Genomic DNA, 23,780 nt, shown 5'->3' with positions numbered 1-23,780 from the left:
TATGAAATCACTCATGTCATTTGTCATGTTATCCCTTGTAGTTACCAGTTTGTGTGGCCAAGAGTTTACGCGTCAGGACTATTTACGAGGAAGTATCACCGCCGCGCGAAAGTGGTGGGATGTACAGCATTATCATTTACAAATAGTCGTTGATCCCGAAAAGAAGTATATCTCTGGTTCAAATCTCATGCGTTACAAAGTTTTGTCTCCGTACCACGAACTGCAAATAGAAATGCAGCAACCGATGAAAATAACACGCGTCTTACAAGACGGAGAGGAACTGAGTATACGTCAAGAGGGATTTTCGCATTTTATTGCGCTAAAAAAACCACAAACTGTCGATGCGGTGAATGAGATTTTGATCGAATATTCGGGCTATCCCCAAGAGAGTAAGATGCCACCGTGGGAGGGCGGAATCACCTGGGGCAGAGATCTCAACGGCAAGCACTTTGTCGCGAGTTCATGCCAAACCGAAGGACCGAGTTTGTGGTGGCCGAACAAAGATCATCCTTACGACGAGGCCGAGAGTTTGGCGATGAGCGTTACCGTACCGGATGATCTAATGAACGTCTCCAACGGCCGTTTGCAAAAAATCGATCACGACAAAAAAGCCAAAACCAAGACCTTTCATTGGGTTGTCCAGAATCCGATCAATAGTTATGGCGTCAATATCAATATTGGCGACTATGTGCATTTCCACGAAAAGTACAACGGAGAAAAAGGACAACTTGATTGCGATTATTATGTACTTTCCTATAACTTAGAAAAAGCCAAAGAGCACTTTAAAGATGTGCCGCGAATGTTAGAGGCATTTGAACACTGGTTTGGACCATATCCTTTCTATGAAGATGGCTATAAATTGGTAGAGGTTCCGTATCTGGGAATGGAACACCAAAGTTCGGTCACCTATGGCAATGGCTACCTAAAGGGCTACAAAGGCAGAGATTTTAGCGGATCTGGCTGGGGATTGAAGTTCGACTTTATCATCATACATGAAAGTGGCCATGAGTGGTTTGCCAATAATATCACTTCGCAAGATGTCGCGGATTTGTGGATTCACGAAAGTTTTACCAACTATTCGGAAAGCCTATTTGTCGACTATCATTATGGCAAAAAAGCTGGTAGCGAATATGTAATTGGCTCACGAACCAGAATTCGCAATCAAAAAACCATCATCGGTCCATACAATGTTTATAAAACCGGTGATGACATTTACTTCAAGGGAGCAAATTTCTTGCATACCATTCGCCAAATCATCGATGACGACAAGGTATGGCGTGAGATCTTGCGCGGGCTCAATCGCGATTTTTATCACCAAACGGTTCGCACCGAGCAAATAGAAGACTATATCAACAAGCGCACCAAAATGGATTTACGCTATATTTTTGATCAATACCTACGCGATATACGCATTCCTAATTTCGAATACTATGTTCGCGATGGAAGACTATTCTATCGTTGGGCAAATACCATTGCCATGTTCAATATGCCACTGCGTGTTTCTTTCGGTGATGGAAAATCACTATGGTTAGATCCCATCACCTCATGGCGTAGTATGGCATTGCCAAAGTCATTTCGCCAGCTAAAGGCCGATAAAAACTTTTACATTTCCACGCAAAATATTTTAGAAGATAACTAAACTCATAAGGGTTGTTTTTTTGTAAAATACATAGAAAAAAGAGATAAGACAACCAGTAATTACAACTCATTCAGGTTGTCATCCCTGGCTTGACCAGGGATCCAGACGTTTTCAAGTCGACTTTGAGTCATGGATTCCTGCTTTCGCAGGAATGACACCTGGGATAACTAGGAGAGACCATGAACGAAAACGGTTGGAATAAATGGGGATGGTTTGGAGGGGTGATTGGGAGTAGTCTATGGATGTACCTTCTCGCCGCGGAAATGCTGTGGAGTGGCCAGACATACTTGCACCCTATTATTGGATTTAACATCGCTCTTTGTGTAACAGCTCTGGGAATTTTACTATGGCGTTGGCGTACCAATCTTTCGGTTAGCCAAGCGATGCGCTTGTTTGTGTTGGCTCTTTTTCCGGCGACATTGTGTTTGCTGGTACTCAGAAGTACTAGTGAACTGGGTATTCTCCACCAGTATTATTGGTCGATGTTGTTTGCGTTTTCCTTTTTATTTGTGCAATTTGCCTATGTCGGAAACTACGGTCCTTTTGCCAAAAAACGCGAGCTATTGTGCAAATTCACCGATGAGCCCTTAGACAAAGACGCACGTTGTGAAAATCAGATGATTGCCATCCAGCAAACCCAACAACACAAAAAAACCTTCTCCTTATTTCACTACGATTGTGCGACATCACTTGCCGACAGTATGATCATTTACGAAGCTTATATCAAAAGCGAAAACGTCGAAGAAGCATACCTGGAAATGTGGGCCGTGTTTGACAACGGCCAAAAATATTTTTCACGCGGTGTGAATAGTCCCATTCGCGGAACGCAGGATTGGCAAAGATTTTCCATTCCGTTTTTCCTTAGCCGCAAACAAAGTCCGAGTGCGATCGAATTGAATATTGTCATTTCCGGCATAGGTAATATCTATATCAAAGACATCGCCTTGCACTGTCGTCGTGCGCTGCGCTCATAAGGGTACTTTTTTATGGCGTACTTCGATCGCGAAAAACGCGAAATATGGGTTCGTATTGCTTATTGTGGACCCGCGTCATCGGGAAAGACGACCAATTTACAATCATTATATGACCATACACCGATAGAAGAACGTACGGATTGGCATGATGTGCATGGCGTACCAAGTGTATGCGTTCGTTATCCGATGGAGATCATAGAGGCCATCCACGCCATGGACATCATCGACACCAAGTTACAACTTTTCGTTTTGCAACCAGATATGGAAGAATCTCTGCGAAAGAAAGTCTTGCAAACAGTAGATGGTGTCATATTTGTCGCAGACAGCCGTAAAAGTCAACTACGAAAAAATTTCGCAGCGTTACAAAAGTTAGAACAGGAACTGGACCTCTACGGAGAAGACATTCTCGATATTTTGAAGGTCATCCAGTGGAATAAGCGAGACCTCAAAGACGCTTGTGAAATAGAGGAACTGCAAAGAGCGATCAACTATTATGGTTTTTATTCAACGCTTGCCAACGCCACAACGGCATACGGTGTTTTTGATACGATGAAAATGTGTTTAAAGCGCCTATATGGAAAAATCATGAACGAAGTGCGACGCGATATACGCGATCAACAGCAAGGAAAAACACTACAACAAATAGATCAACAAACACGATACGAAGGGTGTACGTTTCATCTTGAAAACAAAGTAAGATTTGAAAATGGCGAATTTCACAACTGTAGTTTCTACGGCAATAAAGCACAGATCGCGTTTTTCGGACGTTGCGAACTCACCAATTGCGACTTCTCGGGAGACTACGAAGTGAATTTTCGGCAAGAAAGATTGCTATGCGCCCCACCATGGATGTTTGATGCCACTTTTCTCAATAGTATGGTCTTGTCGCACAACAGAATTAGGGATATTCCCATTGAGATAGGTAGATTACGCAACCTTACCCACCTAGACCTCAGTAAAAACTTTCTGTGTCATCTACCCGCCTCTATAAAAAGATTACAAAATCTCCAGTTTATGAACCTGACAGAAAACAGCATAGATAAACAACATAAAAACTGGCTTACTTCACAGTTACCTAACTGTGAAATTCATTTTTAGTTGGTTTCCAACACTAGGAGTTATCTATGAAGATCTCATGTTTATTTATGTTGCTGTTGTTACCTCTTTGTGCACAAAATCTCAAAGTAAAGGTAGATCCGCGCGTAGAATTGTGCTCCATCGTATGTCATCTTGCCGATTATCCGGAATACAACCGTGTGTTTCACAAAACATATGCCGCGAAGGTGAACGACTATTTTAAAAATTTTCGCAACCACAGCGCCATACAACTCGCGCGACAATTGCGTCAAAATTTTGGGATTTCCTACAACGCGCCTATGGATATCGCGGCACATATGAATATGGATTTTACCGTTTCAAATACCACTTTGCCCAACGCGCAAATGGACAAACGCTGGAATAGTAAAATCATTCATACCTTCACAAAAGCACTCCAAGAATTTGCGCAACACACAAATTTCACGAAGTTTTTCCAAAAAAACCAAGGTCTATACTCCAAAGTTTGCGCACGATTACAACAAACACTCGACACTTACTGTAAACACAACTGGGTGACGGAGTTTTTTGCCACCAAAGCCACGCCATTTCACGTTGTGGTCAATATTATTGGTGGGCCAATGAACTATGCCACGCGTTACAAAGACAAAACAACTCTACATGTATACAGTATCATGGGAGTGTGGAACATCGACAAAAACGGCGACGCGATCTTTCCTGCCACGGTGGTACCGTTTATTATCCATGAATTTTGTCACACATATGTAAATCCCTTGGTCGACGAACATCAAAAACAATTGCAAAAACCCGCGCAAAAGTTATTCAGTTACACAGCACAAGCCATGCGTCGTCAAGCATACAGTGAATGGCAATACATGATCTATGAATCTATTGTACGCGCGTGTGTGATTCGTTATGTTCACGACAATAGTGGCAACGCACAACTGCTCATTCACCAGGAAAGAAACAGAGGTTTTCTATGGATAGAAGATCTAGTCACCCTTCTCCACAAATACGACCGAAAACAGTACCAAAATTTTGCGCAATTTTTCCCGCAAATCGTGGCCTTTTTTCACAAATGGTCACTGAAAATAGATGAACTGCAACAAAAAACCCCTAAAATCATTCGTACTTCTCCTGTAAATGGTAGCAAAGACGTTTCTGCCACTTTAGACAAAATAGTCATTGTCTTCGATCGGCCCATGCGCAATTTTTCATGGTCGGTTATGAAAACCACACTTCCCTTTCCTCCACTCACAGGTAATGTCTATTACAATGAAAACCATACGATTTTCACCATGCCCGTTCAACTGCAAAGTGGTCAGAAATACGGTTTCGCCCTAAATTCTCAAGGACAACGGGGCTTCATTAGTAAAGAAGGTGTACCTCTTGCTCCCATATTTTTCACTTTTTCGACAAAGTAGATCGCAGCGATATACACGAAATTTTTTGAACAAAAAAATTTTTTCGCCTTGACCCTGACGTTACGTCATAGCGTATAGTTCGTTTGTGGAGGAAAAAATATGTTTTATAAAGTAAAAGAAGTGGCGGAGATAACAGGAGTCACCGTACGAACCTTACACCATTACGATCGCATTGGTCTGTTGACACCCGCACAAACTTCGCAAGCAGGATATAGACTTTACAGCGAAGACAATCTCGAAAAATTGCAACAAATTCTGTTTTTTCGCGAAATAGATTTTCGTTTACAAGAGATCAAAGATATTTTGCATTCTCCGAATTTTGATCGCGAACAAGCGTTAAAGATGCACAAAAATTTTCTCCTGCAAAAGAAAAAGCGCCTGGAGAAAATACTGGGTACCATAGAGCAAACGCTATCGGCGATTCACAACAATACCAAGTTAGAAAAACAAGATCTTTTTGGAGGTTTAGAAATGGAGACTATTCGTAAACACAAAGCGCTATACGCCAAAGAGGTGAAAAAAAGATGGGGAAAAACGAACGCTTACAAAGACAGCGAACGCAAAACTTCGCAATACACAGCGCAAGACTGGCAAAATATCCAAGAGCAAATGTCGGGAATTTATCAAAAGGTAATCGCTCATATGCCGCAAGGTGCGAAAGACAACAATGTACAAGAGGCCGTTGCCGCGCTACGGGAAAGTTTCTGTCAGTACTTTTACAACTGCACTCCGGAAATCTTTCGTGGATTGGGAGAAATGTATATAAGTGACCCACGCTTCACCGCGTATTTTGAAGATATGCAAAGCGGGCTAGCGCAGTTCTTGTACGAAGCCATTGTCGTATACTGTGATGATTTGAATGAAGTGTAAAGTCATGTAATTCTCTTAAAACAAAGCTTTTACATTCAAGTGTTGCACCGATTTTTCGTGACCGTGACCGTGACCTTGACCGTAGTCGTGATCGTTACCGTAGTCCGTAGTCGTAATCGTTACCGTAGTCCGTAGTCGTAATCGTTACCGTAGTCCGTAGTCGTAATCGTTACCGTAGTCGTAACCGATTTTTTCGGTCAAGGTCACGGTCCAATGCCATTGACTTAAGAGGTAAGTGTAAAACCCAAAAAGGTTTACAATACTTGTCATCCCGTACCCAAAAAACAAAGTTTTTTGGAAAGATACGGGATCCAGCAATATAAAGTCGACTTCTGTTCGTGGATCCCTGATCAAGTCAGGGATGAACGCCCGCTGAGGTAAGCCTCAGTTTTATTGAGCCGGAACTACCACAAGGTGTCATTCCTGCGAACGCAGGAATCCAGCAATGTAAAGTTGACTTGTAAACGCCTGGATCCCTTATCAAGTAAGGGATGACACCCTGAGGGAACTTCTAGTTCCAGAGAACACGGTAAGGTAAGCTTATCATTAAAAAGTATTTACGCTTAAGTCAATGGCATTGAAGGTCACGGTCACGGCGACGATTATGGCTACGGTGACGATTACGATTTTCATAATTCACATCAACGTCAGAGTCAGCGGCGATTAGCCGCTGGAGAGGGCATCGCACACTAGCATATATCTATACGACCACCGTTCTACTCACTTTCCATTATCGGTAAATTTGTTTACAAATGGAATGGCATGGTAATTATGGCAAGATGTACAATTTTCCCCCACAACATTGTGATTATGGCATTTGCTACATAAATCTTTCTCTATAAATTGAAATTCATTCATGAATTTTTTGGGGTCTTTATTCTCATAAGACATGTCATAGGTAGATTTATCAAAATCTTTTTTGTTCAAAATATGACATGAAGAACAATCCATTTGCGCCAAAATGTGTGGTCGATGTGAAAAACGTGTAAATTTTGGTGAATACTTCGGCAAGCTGGATTTCCAATTGATTTTCAACACGGAATTGCGATCTTCCGATTTCTCCACACTGTGGCACTTCAAACAGCGATTTAATGCGTTCATCACATAGTGAGTATTGCCGTCAAAGTTGTTTCCGGGACCTACTTTATCCATGTTATAAGTTTTTGCCATTAAATCTAACCATGCCTTCATCATCGAATCGCGGTGTTTTCTGGGGCGATATCTCAAGGTATAATCACTAAAGTACCAGCCGGTGGGTAGCTCTTTCTCTTCAAACTCAAAAGCGCGAAATCGTTCTTTGTGTTTCGGATGAATTGGCGGAAGAATACGAGATCGAATGACTTGCAGCATATTGGACGCATCAGGAAATAAATCATGCAAAAGTTCATCACTCATTGACACTTTAAGAACTTTCTGCAAACGCTTTTTTAAAGCCGAATTATCTTCGTCCGCAATTTCGTCGCAAAGACGTTTGATCATCATGACATATGCATTTATTGCCTGTATTTCATTCCTGTCTTCCTCCTCCGGAGACTCGGCAATAAGATCGAAAAGATATGTCTCTAAATATTCATTGATGTCGTTGTTGTCAAGTTCTTTGTCTTTTGACAACAACAGACGCATAAAATCGGTAGCCTCTCCCATTTCCTCTTCATCTATAGACGGCCATTTTTTAAATTTGGGACGCATTTTAAGCTCTTTGGAGTACGCGTAAAAATCTTCGATGAGAAAGCCGGGAAAGCGTATCACATCAATATCTTGTTCGTACTTTAAAATGTCATTGTCGTGACACTGTGCGCACGTTTGCTCAAACGTTTTTGTCTTCATCAACTGTCCGTCATTGTTAAGTACATGGCATGCATTGCACTTGTCAGGTATGTTTTCTACCCCCTCGTCTTTTTTATGTGTAAAATAGTCTTCAAAATGCGTTGCGTGATCAAACATAATGTTTGTGCGTCGTTTATAAGGATATCGCGCGAATTCAGGATGAGCTGAAGAAAAGTTTGCGAATTTTTGTTGGTGGCACGTTTGGCATTTGCGGTCATTTAACTTGGTTAGGTCAAAATTACGTCCTTGATGTTCCTGATGACATGTGGCGCACGCCGCTTGGGGGAAATCATTCGCTCTTTGCGCAAAAGGACCGTAATTGCGTTTCGCAATCGTGCGAAAGTACTCATTTGGCAGTCCGTGAACATTTAGTTTCGTCCCGCGATCGGCTTGTTCGTGGCACACAATACACTGTAATGCGTCGCCCCGTGGATTCTTTTGTTGGGTGTGACACGCATGACAACTTTGCTCACCATTGTGAATCGCCGCATGTGCAGAGGTTAATTGCCCTAACTGCGAAAAGTGAAAACCTATTGCAATAATCATTACAATGATCGCAATACCAATAGAAGATATTTTCATTGTGTTGTTTCCCTCTCTAGAAAATATTTGTTCCTGTTTTTTTATGCGAAAATATCAAATCGTTTTTTGATGACATAGAGGTTAAGATTAGCTTTTTGTAATTTTATATAGTAATCATTCTAAAAGATTTTTACAATCACTGTTTATGCCTGGTGCTCTTAGTAAAAACACTCAAAAGTGATATGATAAAGTTCAGGAGATAAAAAATAATTATGGAAAGATAAAGAATCGGAAAGCATACCAAGCAAAAAGATTTACGATAAATTTGTTTTATAGAGGCAATGATGAATGACTTTACAGACTTCAAAAAATGGCAATTACAAGACGGTAGTGTGCTAGATACGCGTCAAATTTTCGCAAAGATCCTGGCAAATGAAATAGACACATCGGTTATGTGCCGCAGTGAAAAAGATGATTGGCAACCGTTGAAGGTGAGGTTTTCGATTATTGGTCGCTACGGCATATTAAAAGAGCTCGGACAGGGTGCTTTTGGTAAGGTTTATCTGGCCTTTGATGCTAGACAGACCAAAAGTGGTAAAACGGGTCGACTGGTGGCCATAAAAAGACCGACAAAGAATGTACTGGATCAATATGCACGCCAAGCCGGAAAACACGGAACAGAGGGACAAATGTTTTCACGGATGGCCATTGGACAAGCGTTTTCGCAAGAAGCACTGCTAACTGCACGATTGGCGTTAAATCCCTATGTTGTCAAAGTTCTAGATCATGATGTATCTGTACCGTACATGGTGTTGGAATTTTGCAATGGTGGTTCTTTGGCAGAGCGAATGACGAAACCATATACGACCGAAGACGTTTATAAATGGGCGTATGAAATTGCCAGTGCATTGTTGGCTGCCCACAGCCTAACACCTGACAATATGATCCATCGCGATTTAAAACCACAAAACATTTTACTCAGTGATGGCGTGATTAAGGTTTCTGATTTTGGAACCGCGAAAATGACATATGAGTCCGAGTCATTGCGTTCACTAGAGGGAGGTTACACACCTAAATATGCTGCTCCTGAAGCCTTAAATGGCAAGGCCTATCCCGCGACAGATATGTGGTCTTTTGCAGTCATATTGTACCGTTTAATTAGTGGTCATTTTCCGTTTACCGGGGACAGTATGGTGCAGTTGATGAAACGAATCAGCTGTGATGAAGCGGTATCCTTATTCGAAACACGTAAATTAAATGTTGCGGATGGTGTTTGCCAGTTAGTGGATGCTTGCCTACAAAAAGATCCTGCGCAACGACCGTCGTCCAAGAAATGCGCGGATTTTTTCGCGAATTATATCGGAGCGAACAAATCTACTCCTGGTTCACAATCGGCAACCGCAAGTGAACGCCATGTGAGACGCGCAAAGCCTAAATTTCCACATAAAGAAACATCGAGGCCGCGACGTAAGCGCCCGGCATCATCCCCCAAAAAACCTTCGCGTAATTTGGCTCTAATTGCTTTATCAATTGCAATGATCGTCGCGACCATCATTCTTTATTCATGGTTGACGCGAACACCACCGCAGAGTACCGACAGCAAAACAGCTTTACAAAAACCCGTACAACAAATAGAAGGTTTTGATTTTTTAGAGGAAAAAAGTTATTCCGCCGGTGGTCAAACTCATGTGGTGCACGAGTATCGTCATCAGAAAACAAATATGATATTCGTGTTACTTCCCGGTGGCGTTTTTACCATGGGAGACAATAAACATAAGCCTACACGCAAAGTAGAGCTAGGATCTTTTTTGATGTCCAAATATGAAGTCACGCAAGAGGTTTACCAACGCTTCATGGGGCATAATTTCTCTAATTTTAAAGGCACGAACAAACCTGTAGAAAAAGTTACCTGGCATCAGGCAAAAGAATTTTGCAAAAAAACCCAACTGTCTTTACCAACAGAGGCACAATGGGAATATGCCTGTCGCGCGGGAACGACGACAACCTACTATTGGGGAAAAGCCGATGCGAACGAGTATTGTTGGTATGACGCGAACTCTAACCAGCAAACACATAAAGTGGGACAAAAAAAACCGAACGCTTTTGGCTTATTTGATATGAACGGTAACGTATGGGAGTGGTGTAACGATTGGTTAGGAGACTATCCCGCGAAATATGAAATAGATCCCACAGGTAGTAGAAATGGCTCTTCACGTATATATCGCGGAGGTGGTTATCGCAATGGACGCGGCGAAGAGTATTATGAAGTACGCGGTTTAGAATATATTACAGTGGCTTACCGCGGTGCAAATCCACCAAGCAATTTTTATGAAAATCTTGGTTTTCGCGTTTGCAAACTAGTTTCTCCTGCACAGCGTTTTGTGATGATTGCAGGAGGGGTTATTTGGGATAAAAAGACCAATCTACAATGGTATGTTTCCTCTGGCGATAGAAATTTTTCTGGTGCAAAACGTTTTATTAATGATTTACCAGGTGGTGGTTGGCGTTTACCAACAGTCGAAGAGTTTCGAACCATCAGTAAAGATTCCAAGAGTCGTCCGGGAAAGAAAGAACCATTTGCTATATTTAACGCGAGTGCCAGACTACCATGGATTGAAAAGGGCGGTGTTCCGCACTTTTTGGATCTAGGAAATTTTACTGTTGGCAGAGCCAATGCTGAAGCAAATCACCAAACGTTTGCGGTACGCAACAAACCGCCACGGTAGGACACCTTTTGAGATACAAATTAGTGCTCCGCGTTAGGTTGTAGGTAGACATATCTACCAAGCTAAATCTTTCGTTTTGACGCCCACATCGCTTGTAAGGCGATGTGGGCATTCCAATAAATCCTATTCACTTGTGTACATTCTCTAACAAAATCGGATAAGAATCACCGATACTCCAGTACGCCAAATCACTCCATTCACCATCGCTTTGCTTCGTACGACGTAGAGTAATACTATACACTAAAGTCTTGTTGTTATGAGTTTTGCACATCCACGCTTCTATGTAGCGATATGTTCCATAAACCCAGCGGTGATGACGCCATCGCGCCTCTGTTTTTTCACTCCAATCACTGCGAATTACGACGCGTTCTATGCGATGTCCTGGAAATTGCTTCGTGCATATTTGTGAAATTTGTTCCGCTATACCGGACCATTTCATTCCCGCGTATTTCGTAGCGGGGATTTTAGCATTTTGTAAACGCAGTCGTTCGTCAGAAATGACTTGGTCTTGTAATTTAGCCGCGAGTTTTTGTAGTTGAAAGGCCTGTTCTTGGTACTTGGCAACTAAGTCTAAATGCGCTTTAAAATGCGCGTTATTACTAGACAAAACCTTGATAATTGCCAGACGTTTTTCGATATTTGTTGCTTGTTCTTTTATACTGCCCGCATACGATTTTTTTTGCCATGATACGCGTGATTTTTCGACCAATTTCTTGTAGTTATCTGCGCTGGACAAGAATATTTGTATGTCGTTAAAATGTTCGGCGCTAACGGCATTTACACGGTTTTGCCAATCTTGCGAAAGCCCTTCGATTAGACGACAATAGGTTTCAATATCACCTCCCACTCCCAAACCAGAGAGCGCTTGCGGGGAAACTTGTTGGCGAATATGGGCGACTATTTCCCGCGCGTCTATCAAACTGCGGTTCATGTTGTCTGTTACTTCGCGTACATAGTCGACATCCTGTTTACTGGCAGATAAATAACTCGCAGAAGACCATGCTTTCTTTAAAAGATTGTGATATTGCTCCACTACCTTTCGTAGCTTTTGCAAATCTTGTTGTTCTCCTTTGTAGTTGTTTGTCGCGGTTGTCTGACTTTTGATTGCAGGAGGGGCTTGCAATGTCTGCATCTTGCGATAAATGTCTTCCATCTTATGTTTTGTTTTTTGTAATTTTGGGTGATTTTTGTCGATACGTCCTTTGTTCCACTCGAACATTTGTTTCCAATGTTTTTCGGCTTCGGTTACGTATTTTTTCATGTAGCGCAATTTGTATTTATTGTCGTAGCTAGAACTTAGGTTATAAGAGTTTTGTGCTTTTTGGATATACTTCTCTACTTTTTCTAGTTTTATCCTTACCATTAGGTGTAAATCTTGTGCGTGTAAAGCGCACGCCAGCATAAAACAAAAGACGGGTATTTTCATTTTCATCTTGTCATTTCCTTAACTATGTGCAAAAATTTTTGAAATTTTGTAAAACATGTTGGTTCACTACAAGGTTTTCTCAACTACGGTTGAGTAGAAATTTTTATAGAGTTTGTTGAGATGAAAAAAATACCCAAAAGAATACATTTTTCGACACCCATTATAGGTAGTTCTATACCGCAAGGCCTAGATATAGAAGAGCTTTTCGTTTGTATTTGGCCACAACAAGTCAACATAGCAGAGCGTGTGGATTTGATTGTCGTTTGCGATGAGGAAAATGAAAAAGGCATACAGGTAAAGTTTCATGATCCACCTGCGCGGGAGCAAACTCTACTTTTTGATAAAAAAGCCGATTTCTTGCGTGTGAATCAAGAGCCATTACTAGGTGTCAGCAAAGGTGGTTTTTTTAAGTGTCGTTCTTGTGAAAAAGACACAACTTTGTTCGTTGGGGATTACAAAAAACAACAAAAGTTCAAAGAAATGTTGTGCAAAATCGCGCTTTCTCCCAACACTATGGAAAAGTTAGATGATTATCTAAAAGAGACATTTTCTGCGATTAACTATAAACAAAGCTATTCTTTTGCCGTGTATGTAAAGGCTGATTTTACCTTCGAGGAAGATTGTTACTTTATTGATCGCCAATTGCTACCAACTCCTGATTTACCTGTGTATGGAGTCATGGCATTTGTTCCTGCGAAAAAAAGTCCTCCCAAAAAAGGAACAAAGGTTTGGAACCCCAAGTGGGTAGAAGACATTGGCGAAGAACACAATATCGAAATTGTCGAAGATTATAACGAAGAGACCTTTAACAAGATGCTCGATATCACGATCGAAAAATTTCTAACGCCTATGTTGCAGGCATCTTCCTCTAGCTCTTACGTCAAAGATGTGTTGGATGCCGAAAATTTGCCTAGCGACAGTGAAACATGTCAAAAAGTATTGGATAGATTACTAGGTTTTATCCTTGCCAAAGGAAGTGAAAGTGAACATTGAGAAGATTTTAAGTGCTGATTGTCGTCATTTTGAAGCAAAGATGTTTGTGTTCTCTATTGTCGAAGAGTGGACGCCCGTGAATAGACACCAGAAGATTCTTCAACATTTTTGTGCGCAACTACCTACATCATATGAAACACAATACTACCAAACTTTATTTCATCTTCTCACATGTCCATTTTGTTTAGCCAGAAGTCCCATTCTTCGCGAAAACACAACTCCCGATCTTTGGCGAATTTCGCAATGTGATTTTACACTTCCTCCAGATAGTCCTTCCTACCAAAAATTGCTTTACGAAAAACTTTATATGCGTTCGGGTATTCCTTTTATCTTTCGCCGCGGAGCTTGGGAAGAGCGCCAAATTCCTCAAATAAAGGCCGCTGGAATTTCTCAAGGATTTCCTTCTCAAATAAATTTACCACCGTTTCTATTAGAAAAATACGGAGAGATTTCTTTTAAGTTTACGATGACAAAACAAGGTCATATGGAAATTTCGCTAGAAGGAGGGAGTTTTGCGCTACGCAGTCGTATTCATATTGAGTTGGTGTATCAGGATCACCGTCGGGAAGTTTTATATGGCAAGGATGTCGCCATGGCCGGCGCTTGGAAAATTGAGCTAGAGAAAGTGGCGAGAATATCTTCTGTTATTATAGATTTTGAAGAGAGATAACAACATGTTGGAAATAGGTTTTCCCATTGATACAGGAAGTGATGAGCATCTTTATGTTGTGATGGTCACTTTACAAAAAGCGACTCATCATAGTTGTAAAGACGGTGGCATTTCAGCGCTTCGCGAAAATTCCGGTGCTTTTTATGTATTTGAACGCCTTTCTCCCGAAATGCAAAATCAATATAGTTTTCAGTTTGAGATACTCCCTCACCCAGGACCTGAGAGCACTCCCAAGAATATGTGTGACGTTGGGTATTCCGATGCACTTTGCTGTTTGTTGGCCACTTTTTTGTACAAAGCGCCTACAACAATTACAGGAAAAATTTTTGTCTCTTGCGCACTTGTGCCTCAAGAAAAGCAATTTGCTTTGCAAAATGTGATTTTAGAAAAAGTCACCAACGAGGACGAAACGTTATCCAAACAATCTCTGTATCACAAATGGTTGGCCGCTGTAAAAAATAACGCGCTGGCACTGGTCCTCCACAAATGTGATGCACAGCTTCTTTACCAAGAATTGTGTGATAGAGACATTGCCGCAATAAAGATACCTCTATCGCAAAAAGTATTCGCTAAGATCACAACACAAAAGCACGACAAACCCGTGATTATATCCTGCAATCGTAACGACTACACATTACTGAAGCAATCACTGCAAAACTCCAAACGGCCGAAACGACAAAACATTGCCATTCTTGTATTGTTTTTGTTACTCGCACCTTTGTTATGGATGGCAAACAAACGAAGTAACCACTTTGAGATTCCAGCGCAATTTACTTTTGTAAAAAGTACAACCTATACATGCGGTGAGGTCAAACACCAAATCGCAGAGTACGAACATCAACCAACAGGACTACAGTTTGTTCTCATTCCAGGTGGCAGTTTTATGATGGGAAGCGAAACAGGGTACAGCAATGAAGCTCCGCAACACTATGTGGAAGTTACCCCTTTTCTCATGTCCAAATACGAAGTAACGCAGCAAGTGTGGGAAAAGTTTATGGTCAATCGAGCACGAGATAAAAATCCACTGTTTCCCATCAACCAAGTTTCGTGGGACGATGCGCGAAAGTTTTGTGACACCGTCGGCTTGGATTTGCCAACAGCAAAGCAGTGGGAATATGCCTGTCGCGGAGGTACACAGACTTCTTTTTATTGGGGAGAAGATCCGCACAATATAAACGATTATGTGTGGTATAATATCTTACATACCATCAAGGGAAAACCCCAACAAGTACTCCATAAGGTTGGTCAAAAAAAACCAAATGCTTATGGCCTTTACGATATGTTGGGGAATGTTCAGGAATGGTGCCAGACAGAGTACTATCACTACTCGGGAAAGCCAGACACCGCTCCCAAGTTTGGCGACGGATCGTATCGCGAAATTCGCGGCGGAAGTTGGCGGAATGACAAAGTGAAAGATTGTCGTGTTTCGATGAGAATGAGGCGTTGGTCTTCGACTACCGACGAGGTAACGGGTTTTCGCGTAGTGTTTCCATTGACAAAATTATAAAATACACATTAGCCGCTCGAAAAATCAACACATACCTAAGCAGCTTTCACAAATTAATGTTCCATAGCACTCGCTTATAGGTCACATTCGCGAAGATTTACTTTCGCGAACGTGGCATTTTTCACTATTTATCTTCGACAATAACTCCACTAAATTCAGAGTCTAGTTTGTTCACTTTTTGACGCCATTCGTACTCTTTACTCTTCTTAGAGTACAAAAATTTTGCCTTCCCTTCATTTTTCATTCCTGGTTTTACTTGTAAATGCGTCAAGGCAAGATTTTCTTCGCTGTTAATAAACAGTAAATAATCCTTGTCTCCGTGAATTTTAATCTGTAATTTGTGATTTTGCCAATTACTGTCTGAGGTGTCGAAATTCAACATGGCAAAGCTTTTTGTATCACCATAGATAAAATGCTTGTTGGCCACACCGCTGGAAACAACTTCGTAGATAGGGTATGAGCCATTGTATTTGATTTTGTGTTTGGTGATAAAAGAATTGTGGACATCACCGCTGCAATAAATGACTCCCCCAATGTTGTTTTCCATAATGGTTTGAAATAATTTCGCACGTTCTTCTTCGTAGGCATACCAACCGTCGAAAGGATTTTCGGCAAGCACACTACCCGAAATAAGAACTTTAAACGAAGAGGTATTATTCATTTCGTCTTGTTTTTGCTGTGCTTTTAGCTCATTAGTGATCCATTCCAATTGCTTAGCGCCCAACATTGTTTTGCCAGAAAAAGGTTTGCTGCGGTAGTAACGGCCATCTAAAACAAAAAAATGTACATTTCCCCATGTGAAACGATAGAAAGTACCCAGAATGTCTTTGGTACCGTGTCCTGGATTTGTCCACCATACTTCACGGAAAGAAGCCAACGAATGTTCTTTACCTATCGCAGAGCCATCGGAATTATTTGGACCATAATCATGGTCATCCCACAATGTGGCCACGGGAGATTGCGCCAAAAATTTGCGGAAATTGGCCACGCTACGTTGCTGAATATGATACTTCCACAACTCTCCATGATCGGTAGTGTCTGCGTAAACGCTGTCGCCGAGTATCATCGAAAAGTCGGGCTTTTGCGCGAGAACATCATTCCAAGCGGTTTGGATAGAGTCATGCTTGTATTTTACGCAGGAAACCATTGCCACACCAAAAGGCTTCACGTTGTTTGAAGTAGGAGGAGTCGTAAAACTTCCTTGGATAGGTTCGCTTGCCGACTTACCATCGATTTTCACTTCGTACATATATTTCGTCGCAGGTTTTAGCTCTGTCAAGGTAGAGATATAAGGGGCTGGTGTTGTATAAAACTTAGGACGTGATAATCTTTGCATTGTTACTTGGCGAACACTATCACTATTTTCTTCACGGTAGTCTATCTGTAAAGCTCTCTTCGTCGCATTTTCACCGACGTGAATGGATACCTTGCACGAAAACAAGTCTCCATCAACCGCCATTGGCAAAGGAATACCTACAACGGGTCCACTGATCACAAGCTCTTGCTTTGCGTCACCAAAAATCAAAACACTACTCATCAGAATGCACAGCAGCGTCCTCATCTTTATTCTCCTTTTTTTTGTATAGTAATTGTAACCAAACATATTTATTTGTGAGTATTGCTTTATGAAAAATATAATTATACATTATAATAAAAATGACTACAATGAAACAGTGTACATTTTAAATCCTTATTACTCAATAATTTGCGTAGGAAAATTTTCTCCAGGAGTCCAACATGACAAAAGCAAAATATACAGAAGGTATGTTTCTCGCGACAAAAGACAAAGGTGAGGTTTCTTTTTTGTTGTGTGTACCCAAAGACGCCATCGCAATGATTGTTTTGGGACACGGTGCAGGAGCTGGTATGCGTCATAAACACATGGAGGACATTGCCCAGAGTCTTGAGAGTAACAAAATCGCCACATTTCGCTACCAATTTCCTTTTATGGAGCGCGGCGGTGGGCGCGACGCACAAAGTGTTTCTTTGGCAACCGTACAGGCAGCAATCGACAAAGCGCGAAGTTTACAAAAAAATCTTCCCTTATTTGCCGGTGGCCACTCTTTTGGTGGAAGAATGACATCTCTATACTGTGCAGAAAAAAGTATCGAGGATCTTTGTGGCCTAATATTTTTTTCATTTCCTCTACATCCTTCTGGAAAGCCAGACACGAAAAGAGCACAGCATTTTGCCCAAATACAAAAACCGATGTTATTTCTTTCCGGAACACGCGACAAACTCGCACAACTAGATCTATTGCAATCCGTTTGTGCTGAACACGCGCAATATATCTCTCTGCATCTTTTAGATACGGCAGACCACAGTTTTAAAATATTAAAACGCTCGCGTAAAAGTGAAAAAAATATTTACGATGAGGCGGCGGAGACGGCATTTGAGTTTATCCAATCACTATGTTAGTATAGAATTTACAAATTCCACAACAGGCTGTGGTTTTATCAAAATAAAACCACTTCAAATTTGCAGTTGCAAGTGTACAATTTGGTCGTGTAATATTTTGAAGTACTACGACTTACGATCAAAATTACAAAACCATTTTGTTATGTAGTTCCAAAGAACTAAAAATTTTCGTGTGCAATCAGGAGAGAGAGATGGATAACTCAGGTAAACCGCAAGGCATTGGCAAAGACGATAAAACGCTGTCCATTACACAAAAAGCCCTCTTGAAAACAGAAAAAACGCAACACCGCAATCGCGGCAATGGTAATGAGACATTTGGACAAAGTAATGCGCATTTAAAAGCTGGGAAAGATGATAAAACTAGAATTCTCAGCGAAACGAATGACCTATTAAAAGAAACACAGAAAAGGCCGATCACAGCACACCGCATAGGACGTTACCAAATCATGCGCAAGTTGGGCGAAGGAAATTTTGGGCAGGTATTTTTAGTTCGAGACCTGGAATGGGACCGTGAACTTGCCTTAAAAGTTCTCTCGGCAGGGACAATGGCAAATGATCTCACCATTAAACGCTTTTATCGCGAAGCACAGGCAATTTCGCAATTAAACCACCCAAATATTGTTGGTATTTACGAAGTGGGAAGAGACAAAAACAATCACTTTTACACCATGGACTACATCGGTGGCTGGTCTTTGGCAGATGTACTCGACAAAGAGAAACGCATCAACTCACGCAAAGCCGCGCGCATTATGACTAAAGTAGCCCAGGCAGTGCACTATGCCCACGAACACAATATTATTCACCGCGACATCAAACCAGACAATATCATGCTCAACCAAATATCCGAACCCTTTTTAACGGACTTTGGTTTGGCCAAAGCCATTCGCGGAGGAACACGGCTTTCCAAAACAGGACAAATCAATGGGACACCGGCGTACATGGCTCCTGAACAAATTTCAGGGAAAAATAGCCGTATTGACGAAAAAGCGGATATATACAGTTTAGGGGCCACACTATATGAAATGATTACCGGACAAGTTCCTTTTCCCGGCAACAACACTATGGACGTTCTATATCGCGTAACAAACGTTCAGCCAACACACCCACGAGAAATCAATAAGAATATTCCGCAAGACTTAGAGAATATCGCCCTAAAGTGTCTACAGAAAAAGAAAAAAGATCGCTACAGTAGTGCTTTAGAGATGGCGCAAGATTTAGAACGCTATCTCGAAGGAGCGGCAATTAAAGCAAGTGTAAAAACCTCGCGAACAAAATGGATCCGTCAAAATAAACAGGTATCTATCGCTAGTTTTTTTGCCATTACCATTGTCTCTATGTTAGTTTATATATGGCATCAAAGCTCACTCATTACAAAAATAGAAAAAGAAAAGCGCGATGCCCTAGCAAAAATAGAAAAAATAACCCTTGCCAAAAAAACGGCTGATGAGGAAAGAAAAAAGGCCGATGAGAAAAGGGAAAAGGCCGAAAAAAAAGCTTTAGTTATCGAACAAAGGGATCGAGACAGAGCCGCCATGGAAAATAAGCTACTTGCCAAGTCACGCAAGGAACTAAAAGAGGCTCAAAACAAAATAAAAGAACTCAAGACAAAAGACGGAAACACAAAGCAACCGTTTGGGCAAAATTGGGGGCAAAATTGGCAAGAAAATATGAGGAAATGGCAAAATCGGAGGGGTGGCAACGATTATTCTGATATTCGTATGAAGGTATGGTCTCTTCCTTACCACATTCAATCGGGGGTTTTACCAGAAGAGATGGACTCGATTAAAGAAATCGATTTTCTTTTCGGCAACCTCATGATTATCGCTTCTAGAGATAGTAGACCATATGTTGTGTGGGGCAAAGCATATTTATTATTTTTCCAAAAAGAACAAAACGAGAAGCACCTACAAACGGCCATCGACAAATTTCGCCAAGCTGTCAAACTCAACCCAAAAGCACACGAAGCGATACTTATGGGCTACCAGAGTGCCCTTTTGCTCAGCGATCAAACAAAATCACGCGCTACAGTAAAAGAGTTTGTGAAACATTTCCCCAAACAAGGAAAAAACGCTTACTTTTTTCTCTTCAAAGCGTTGCAATATAAAATGCTTGGGCAAGAAGAAAACAACGAAAAATACTATGAAGAAAGTTTGAAATATTTAAACAAGGTCATAAAAAAACAGCCAGCGTTAAAAACAGCTCACATAGAAAAAAGCTTTGTATTGCGGAAATTAGGTCGCTATTACATTGCCCAAAAATCGATTGTGTCAAACGATGTATACGGTTTACTGGAAATGGTACTCATTTATTTACAAAGAGCGATGATTTCCCCCCAAGAGGCAAAACAAAACATAAAAAAAGCCAAAGGTTGGTTTGATATTGCGCTTGCGAAAAACGCCATTGTCACCAAAATATACCTAAATAGATCGCAAGCTTTTCAACAATGGAAACAAAAATACAACGAATATGCCACGCATTTCAACATTAAATAATGTTAGCAAGGACCAAGCTATGTTTCCACAAACTGTATTACCACCACATTTGGCAAAACTAGACGAGGAACTTTTCGATATCGAACGCATGGATCGCAAAATAGATATTGCGTTACAGGAAAGTCCCTCGCTACTCTCTTGCAAAAGAGACAGATTTTTCGATATCGTGCCCGTTGGTTTTAATTATGTGATGCTCAACTGTATTTCCCCTAAGTGGGCAGAAGATCTTCTCATGATAAAGGTAAAACTTAAGATACTTTTTCAAATATACTATGAACTCGCTGATCTGTCTCACTCATCACAGCATTCACAAACAACTTGCTTACTAGAAGAATTGTATAAGTTACCTTTGCAGTCTAAACACTTAAATTTTGAAAAACTGTCCAAAGAACAAGCAGAGACTTTACATTTTTGCACCAACTTGTGGCACGACGTTATCAACTTTATACCTCAATTACCTTACTATCACTTATTCAAAAAGTTTTTCTTTTTCGATATTCAACAGTTTTATATTGCCAATCGTTACTGGCAACTCATTCGCAAATATCCGGAAATGTCCAATAAAGTAGAAAACCGTTCCTTTCTTTCACATCATATGGGAATCGTCATTAACGGAATGATTGATTTCATGGGAACAACGGAAGGACGTTTTGATGAACTTGGCGCGATGAGAAATGTACTTTACAAGGCGCAAATTATCTGCCGCATTAGTCGCGTAATGAATACTCTTGAGCGTAGCATACGCAGTGGAGATATTAGCAATGAAGTGATCGCCATTGCCATAGAACATATGTTACTCCCCACGCAAATTCATAAAAAAACCAACGATGAACTCCAACAAATATTTGCCCCGGTGATTCAGAAAATACACTTAGATGTTGAAAAACTTTACCGAGAAATCACAACATCTTCCATTACCACTTTTTGCGTACATGAATTCGCCCGTGGTTTAAAAGCTCTTCATCATCTTTTCGATGGTTTTTATGATAATGGAGAAATTCATTACATCCACTGGGATGACATAGACAAAATAGATGTTGTCTAATCAACGCAGATTCGCTGCAAAATATTGTCCTTAACTACAAAAAAAATCGCTTGCGAAAGTTGAGCATGCCATGCCTTCTACATCAATCGTGTTTCCTCCTCATATACAAAAACTGAGTAAAGAGCAATTCGATCTGCAAAGAATTTCCAACAAAATTGCCGCTATTCTACAAAAGTACCCATTGTTTAAAGACCGTAATTCCACCCTATTTTTGCGTTTTCTTCCCATTGGTTACAGTTATGTGACCTTATCGTGTGTCTCTTCAGAGTATGTAGAGGATCTTATTGTTGCCAAAACAAAAATTGGCATGTGGATTACACTGTATGATGACCTTGCCGATAATCCCAAATACCGTAATTTTAAACTTCTGGAAGAGCTATACAAAATCCCTCACAACAGCGAGTATATTGAGTATGAAAAACTCAACGAAGAAGAACGACAAATTGTGGAGCTATCCTTAATGTTATGGGACGACATTTTCACTATGATCTCTACACTTCCTTACTATGAGAAATTCAAAGAATTTTTTGCATTTGATATTCAACAGTTTTACGTGGCGAACCGTTATAGTGAACTAGTCAGCGAGTATCCCAAAATGACAAACCAAACAGAGAACCGCATTTATTTATCGTATAACATGGGTATGGTCATTGTGGGAATGATGGATTTGATGGCAACATGGGATGGTGTGTTTGCAGAACTAGGAACAATGCGCAATATATTGTTTCAAGGGCAAGTCCTTGGGCGCATTAGCAACGTGCTCAATACTCTTGAACGCGAACTAAAAGAAGAAGATTTTACCAACGAAGTTATTAGCCTTGCCCTACAAAATATGGACCTTGTACTGGATGATTTTACGAAGCGCAGCAAGGAAGAATTGGAGAAAATATTGCATCCTTTGGCCCAAGAATTACTGGAGGAAAGAACAACGTTATACCAAGAAATACGCAATATTTCGTTGGAAACGTTTGATGTGGCAGTCTTTGTTTCAGGACTACAGTCCTTACATGAACTACACGAAAATATGCGCAGTCAAATATAGTATCATTCATCAATATTATTTACAAATCGCATAATGTTTATCTATCTTTAACAACATGCGTTGTAGGGGCGGACCTTGTGTCCGCCCGTTCTTCCAAATTCGCGACAGATAGACATTTCCAGCAATGCAAATAAATAAGCCTTTGCATAAATATAGTATAGAATATGCTAAAAGCTATGGAAATTTTCGGATCATGGTATGTGTTATTGAAAGTCAATAGAGAAAAATTGCCTCTTTTGACTTTCAATGAATGTTCTTAGTACATTAGAGGTTATTTTTACGCCTTAAGCCAAATAACATCGCAAATCCAAGCAAGATAGCCATGTAGGTAGATGGTTCTGGAACGGTTGACACAGCGGTAAAAGATGTAACAGTAAGTTCTAAGCGATCATTACCATTGATAATTGCCCCTCCATTATCAAAAGAGACAAAATTTGCATTTAAAACATTAGGATCAATTAAGGTACTTAAGTCATGCGTTCCGCCAAAAAAACCAGCGATAAAGTTGAACTGGTTGCCATCGTTTAAGGAAACTCCCTGGTCAGATGCAACAACACCTACTTGAGTTTCGATTCCGTTAGGCGCACCGGGATTGAAAAATTGGAAAAGCTCAACCCCGGTAGCACTGGCGTTATAGCCAGAAGTAGAAATGGTAAATGTAGATGCAGGATCTGCAAAATCAAAACGTCCGTTGTCCACAACCCCATTTGTGGGGAAATCACCCGTCAAAACTAGAGTCATTTGGTTACCGGCACTCGCTGTCCCAAATGAATTTCCGGTCACACTTTCTATATCAGCAATCATTGTAATCTGTATACTCTCGGCGGTAAGAACAGATATAGACAGGAAAAATATTATAGCCATAAAGTTCTTCATGCATTCTCCTTGTGTATTATCTTTAAGCTGAATCGATAATAAAAACCAAGTTAAAATAAATTAAAAATGTGAAACATACTCATAATATATAGGGAAAAAACAAAATACAACGAAAAAATAGCTTTAAGTATTGATCTATCGCGTTATTTTTTTTTCGCTTACGCAAATGGGAAGAGCAAAGGTGGTTATGGTAGTTTTAAGAAACGTTTATCTATCACGAATAAGGAAGAACGGGCGGACACTAGGTCCGCCCCTACAACGCACTGTGTTAAA

General features: G+C 40.7%; 17 protein-coding genes. 13 read left to right on the top strand and 4 right to left on the bottom strand.

What is annotated here, in order from left to right:
* Position 1: 1 nt before the first annotated feature.
* The 5 genes from UABAM_RS22190 to UABAM_RS22170 all read left to right on the top strand — a co-directional run bounded on the left by UABAM_RS22190 (position 2) and on the right by UABAM_RS22170 (position 5,963).
* A complete protein-coding gene (locus UABAM_RS22190; RefSeq protein ID WP_151970184.1) occupies positions 2-1,639 on the top strand; it encodes a M1 family metallopeptidase in 1,638 nt (545 codons plus the stop codon).
* 179 nt (positions 1,640-1,818) lie between these two features.
* Positions 1,819-2,613 carry a hypothetical protein gene (locus UABAM_RS22185; protein ID WP_151970183.1) on the top strand — a complete coding sequence of 265 codons (795 nt, stop codon included), beginning with the start codon at positions 1,819-1,821 and terminating at the stop codon, positions 2,611-2,613.
* Positions 2,614-2,625: 12 nt separating this feature from the next.
* Entirely contained in the window at positions 2,626-3,711 is a 1,086-nt protein-coding gene (locus tag UABAM_RS22180; protein ID WP_151970182.1) for a GTPase domain-containing protein, read from the top strand.
* A gap of 26 nt (positions 3,712-3,737) precedes the next feature.
* Positions 3,738-5,093: a DUF4932 domain-containing protein gene (locus tag UABAM_RS22175; RefSeq protein ID WP_151970181.1), complete on the top strand. Its 1,356-nt coding sequence runs from the start codon at positions 3,738-3,740 to the stop codon at positions 5,091-5,093.
* 99 nt (positions 5,094-5,192) lie between these two features.
* Positions 5,193-5,963 (top strand): MerR family transcriptional regulator, encoded by a 771-nt coding sequence (locus UABAM_RS22170; RefSeq protein WP_151970180.1) that lies wholly within the window; start codon positions 5,193-5,195, stop codon positions 5,961-5,963.
* A gap of 720 nt (positions 5,964-6,683) precedes the next feature.
* Here UABAM_RS22170 and UABAM_RS22165 read toward each other — a convergent pair.
* Positions 6,684-8,372, bottom strand: a complete 1,689-nt coding sequence (locus UABAM_RS22165) for a hypothetical protein (protein WP_151970179.1) — start codon at positions 8,370-8,372, stop codon at positions 6,684-6,686.
* A gap of 284 nt (positions 8,373-8,656) precedes the next feature.
* On the opposite strand from UABAM_RS22165, the gene UABAM_RS22160 reads away from it, so the two are divergent.
* Entirely contained in the window at positions 8,657-11,038 is a 2,382-nt protein-coding gene (locus UABAM_RS22160) for a bifunctional serine/threonine-protein kinase/formylglycine-generating enzyme family protein (RefSeq protein WP_173013489.1), read from the top strand.
* Between the two features lie 127 nt (positions 11,039-11,165).
* Here the strand turns inward: UABAM_RS22160 and UABAM_RS22155 are convergent, their stop codons facing one another.
* Entirely contained in the window at positions 11,166-12,470 is a 1,305-nt protein-coding gene (locus tag UABAM_RS22155) for a hypothetical protein (protein ID WP_151970177.1), read from the bottom strand.
* Between the two features lie 114 nt (positions 12,471-12,584).
* On the opposite strand from UABAM_RS22155, the gene UABAM_RS22150 reads away from it, so the two are divergent.
* From UABAM_RS22150 to UABAM_RS22140, 3 genes are read left to right on the top strand one after another with little or no spacing between them, the layout of a single operon-like run.
* Positions 12,585-13,457 carry a hypothetical protein gene (locus UABAM_RS22150; protein ID WP_151970176.1) on the top strand — a complete coding sequence of 291 codons (873 nt, stop codon included), beginning with the start codon at positions 12,585-12,587 and terminating at the stop codon, positions 13,455-13,457.
* The gene (locus UABAM_RS22145; RefSeq protein WP_151970175.1) at positions 13,447-14,127 is read left to right on the top strand and encodes a hypothetical protein; all 681 of its coding nucleotides are present in this window, start codon (positions 13,447-13,449) and stop codon (positions 14,125-14,127) included. The genes UABAM_RS22150 and UABAM_RS22145 overlap by 11 nt, the downstream gene beginning before the upstream one ends.
* Before the next feature lie 4 nt (positions 14,128-14,131).
* Positions 14,132-15,634 (top strand): formylglycine-generating enzyme family protein, encoded by a 1,503-nt coding sequence (locus tag UABAM_RS22140; RefSeq protein ID WP_151970174.1) that lies wholly within the window; start codon positions 14,132-14,134, stop codon positions 15,632-15,634.
* 124 nt (positions 15,635-15,758) lie between these two features.
* Here UABAM_RS22140 and UABAM_RS22135 read toward each other — a convergent pair whose 3' ends face one another.
* Positions 15,759-17,195, bottom strand: coding sequence for an alkaline phosphatase D family protein (locus UABAM_RS22135; RefSeq protein WP_173013488.1), 1,437 nt, complete (start codon positions 17,193-17,195; stop codon positions 15,759-15,761).
* A gap of 176 nt (positions 17,196-17,371) precedes the next feature.
* On the opposite strand from UABAM_RS22135, the gene UABAM_RS22130 reads away from it, so the two are divergent.
* The 4 genes from UABAM_RS22130 (at position 17,372) to UABAM_RS22115 (ending at position 22,631) form a co-directional block, all read left to right on the top strand.
* Positions 17,372-18,052: an alpha/beta hydrolase family protein gene (locus tag UABAM_RS22130; RefSeq protein WP_151970172.1), complete on the top strand. Its 681-nt coding sequence runs from the start codon at positions 17,372-17,374 to the stop codon at positions 18,050-18,052.
* 191 nt (positions 18,053-18,243) lie between these two features.
* Positions 18,244-20,544 carry a serine/threonine protein kinase gene (locus UABAM_RS22125; protein WP_151970171.1) on the top strand — a complete coding sequence of 767 codons (2,301 nt, stop codon included), beginning with the start codon at positions 18,244-18,246 and terminating at the stop codon, positions 20,542-20,544.
* Positions 20,545-20,563: 19 nt separating this feature from the next.
* Positions 20,564-21,589, top strand: coding sequence for a hypothetical protein (locus tag UABAM_RS22120; RefSeq protein ID WP_151970170.1), 1,026 nt, complete (start codon positions 20,564-20,566; stop codon positions 21,587-21,589).
* Between the two features lie 70 nt (positions 21,590-21,659).
* Positions 21,660-22,631 carry an isoprenoid biosynthesis enzyme family protein gene (locus UABAM_RS22115; RefSeq protein WP_151970169.1) on the top strand — a complete coding sequence of 324 codons (972 nt, stop codon included), beginning with the start codon at positions 21,660-21,662 and terminating at the stop codon, positions 22,629-22,631.
* Between the two features lie 264 nt (positions 22,632-22,895).
* On the opposite strand, the gene UABAM_RS22110 is transcribed toward UABAM_RS22115, so the two are convergent.
* Entirely contained in the window at positions 22,896-23,507 is a 612-nt protein-coding gene (locus UABAM_RS22110) for a PEP-CTERM sorting domain-containing protein (protein WP_151970168.1), read from the bottom strand.
* Positions 23,508-23,780 lie beyond the last annotated feature (273 nt).

Source organism: Candidatus Uabimicrobium amorphum, assembly GCF_009002475.1.
Classification (GTDB): domain Bacteria; phylum Planctomycetota; class Uabimicrobiia; order Uabimicrobiales; family Uabimicrobiaceae; genus Uabimicrobium; species Uabimicrobium amorphum.
Note: the sequence above shows the minus strand (reverse complement) of the source record. Positions and strands in the feature narration are given on the sequence as shown.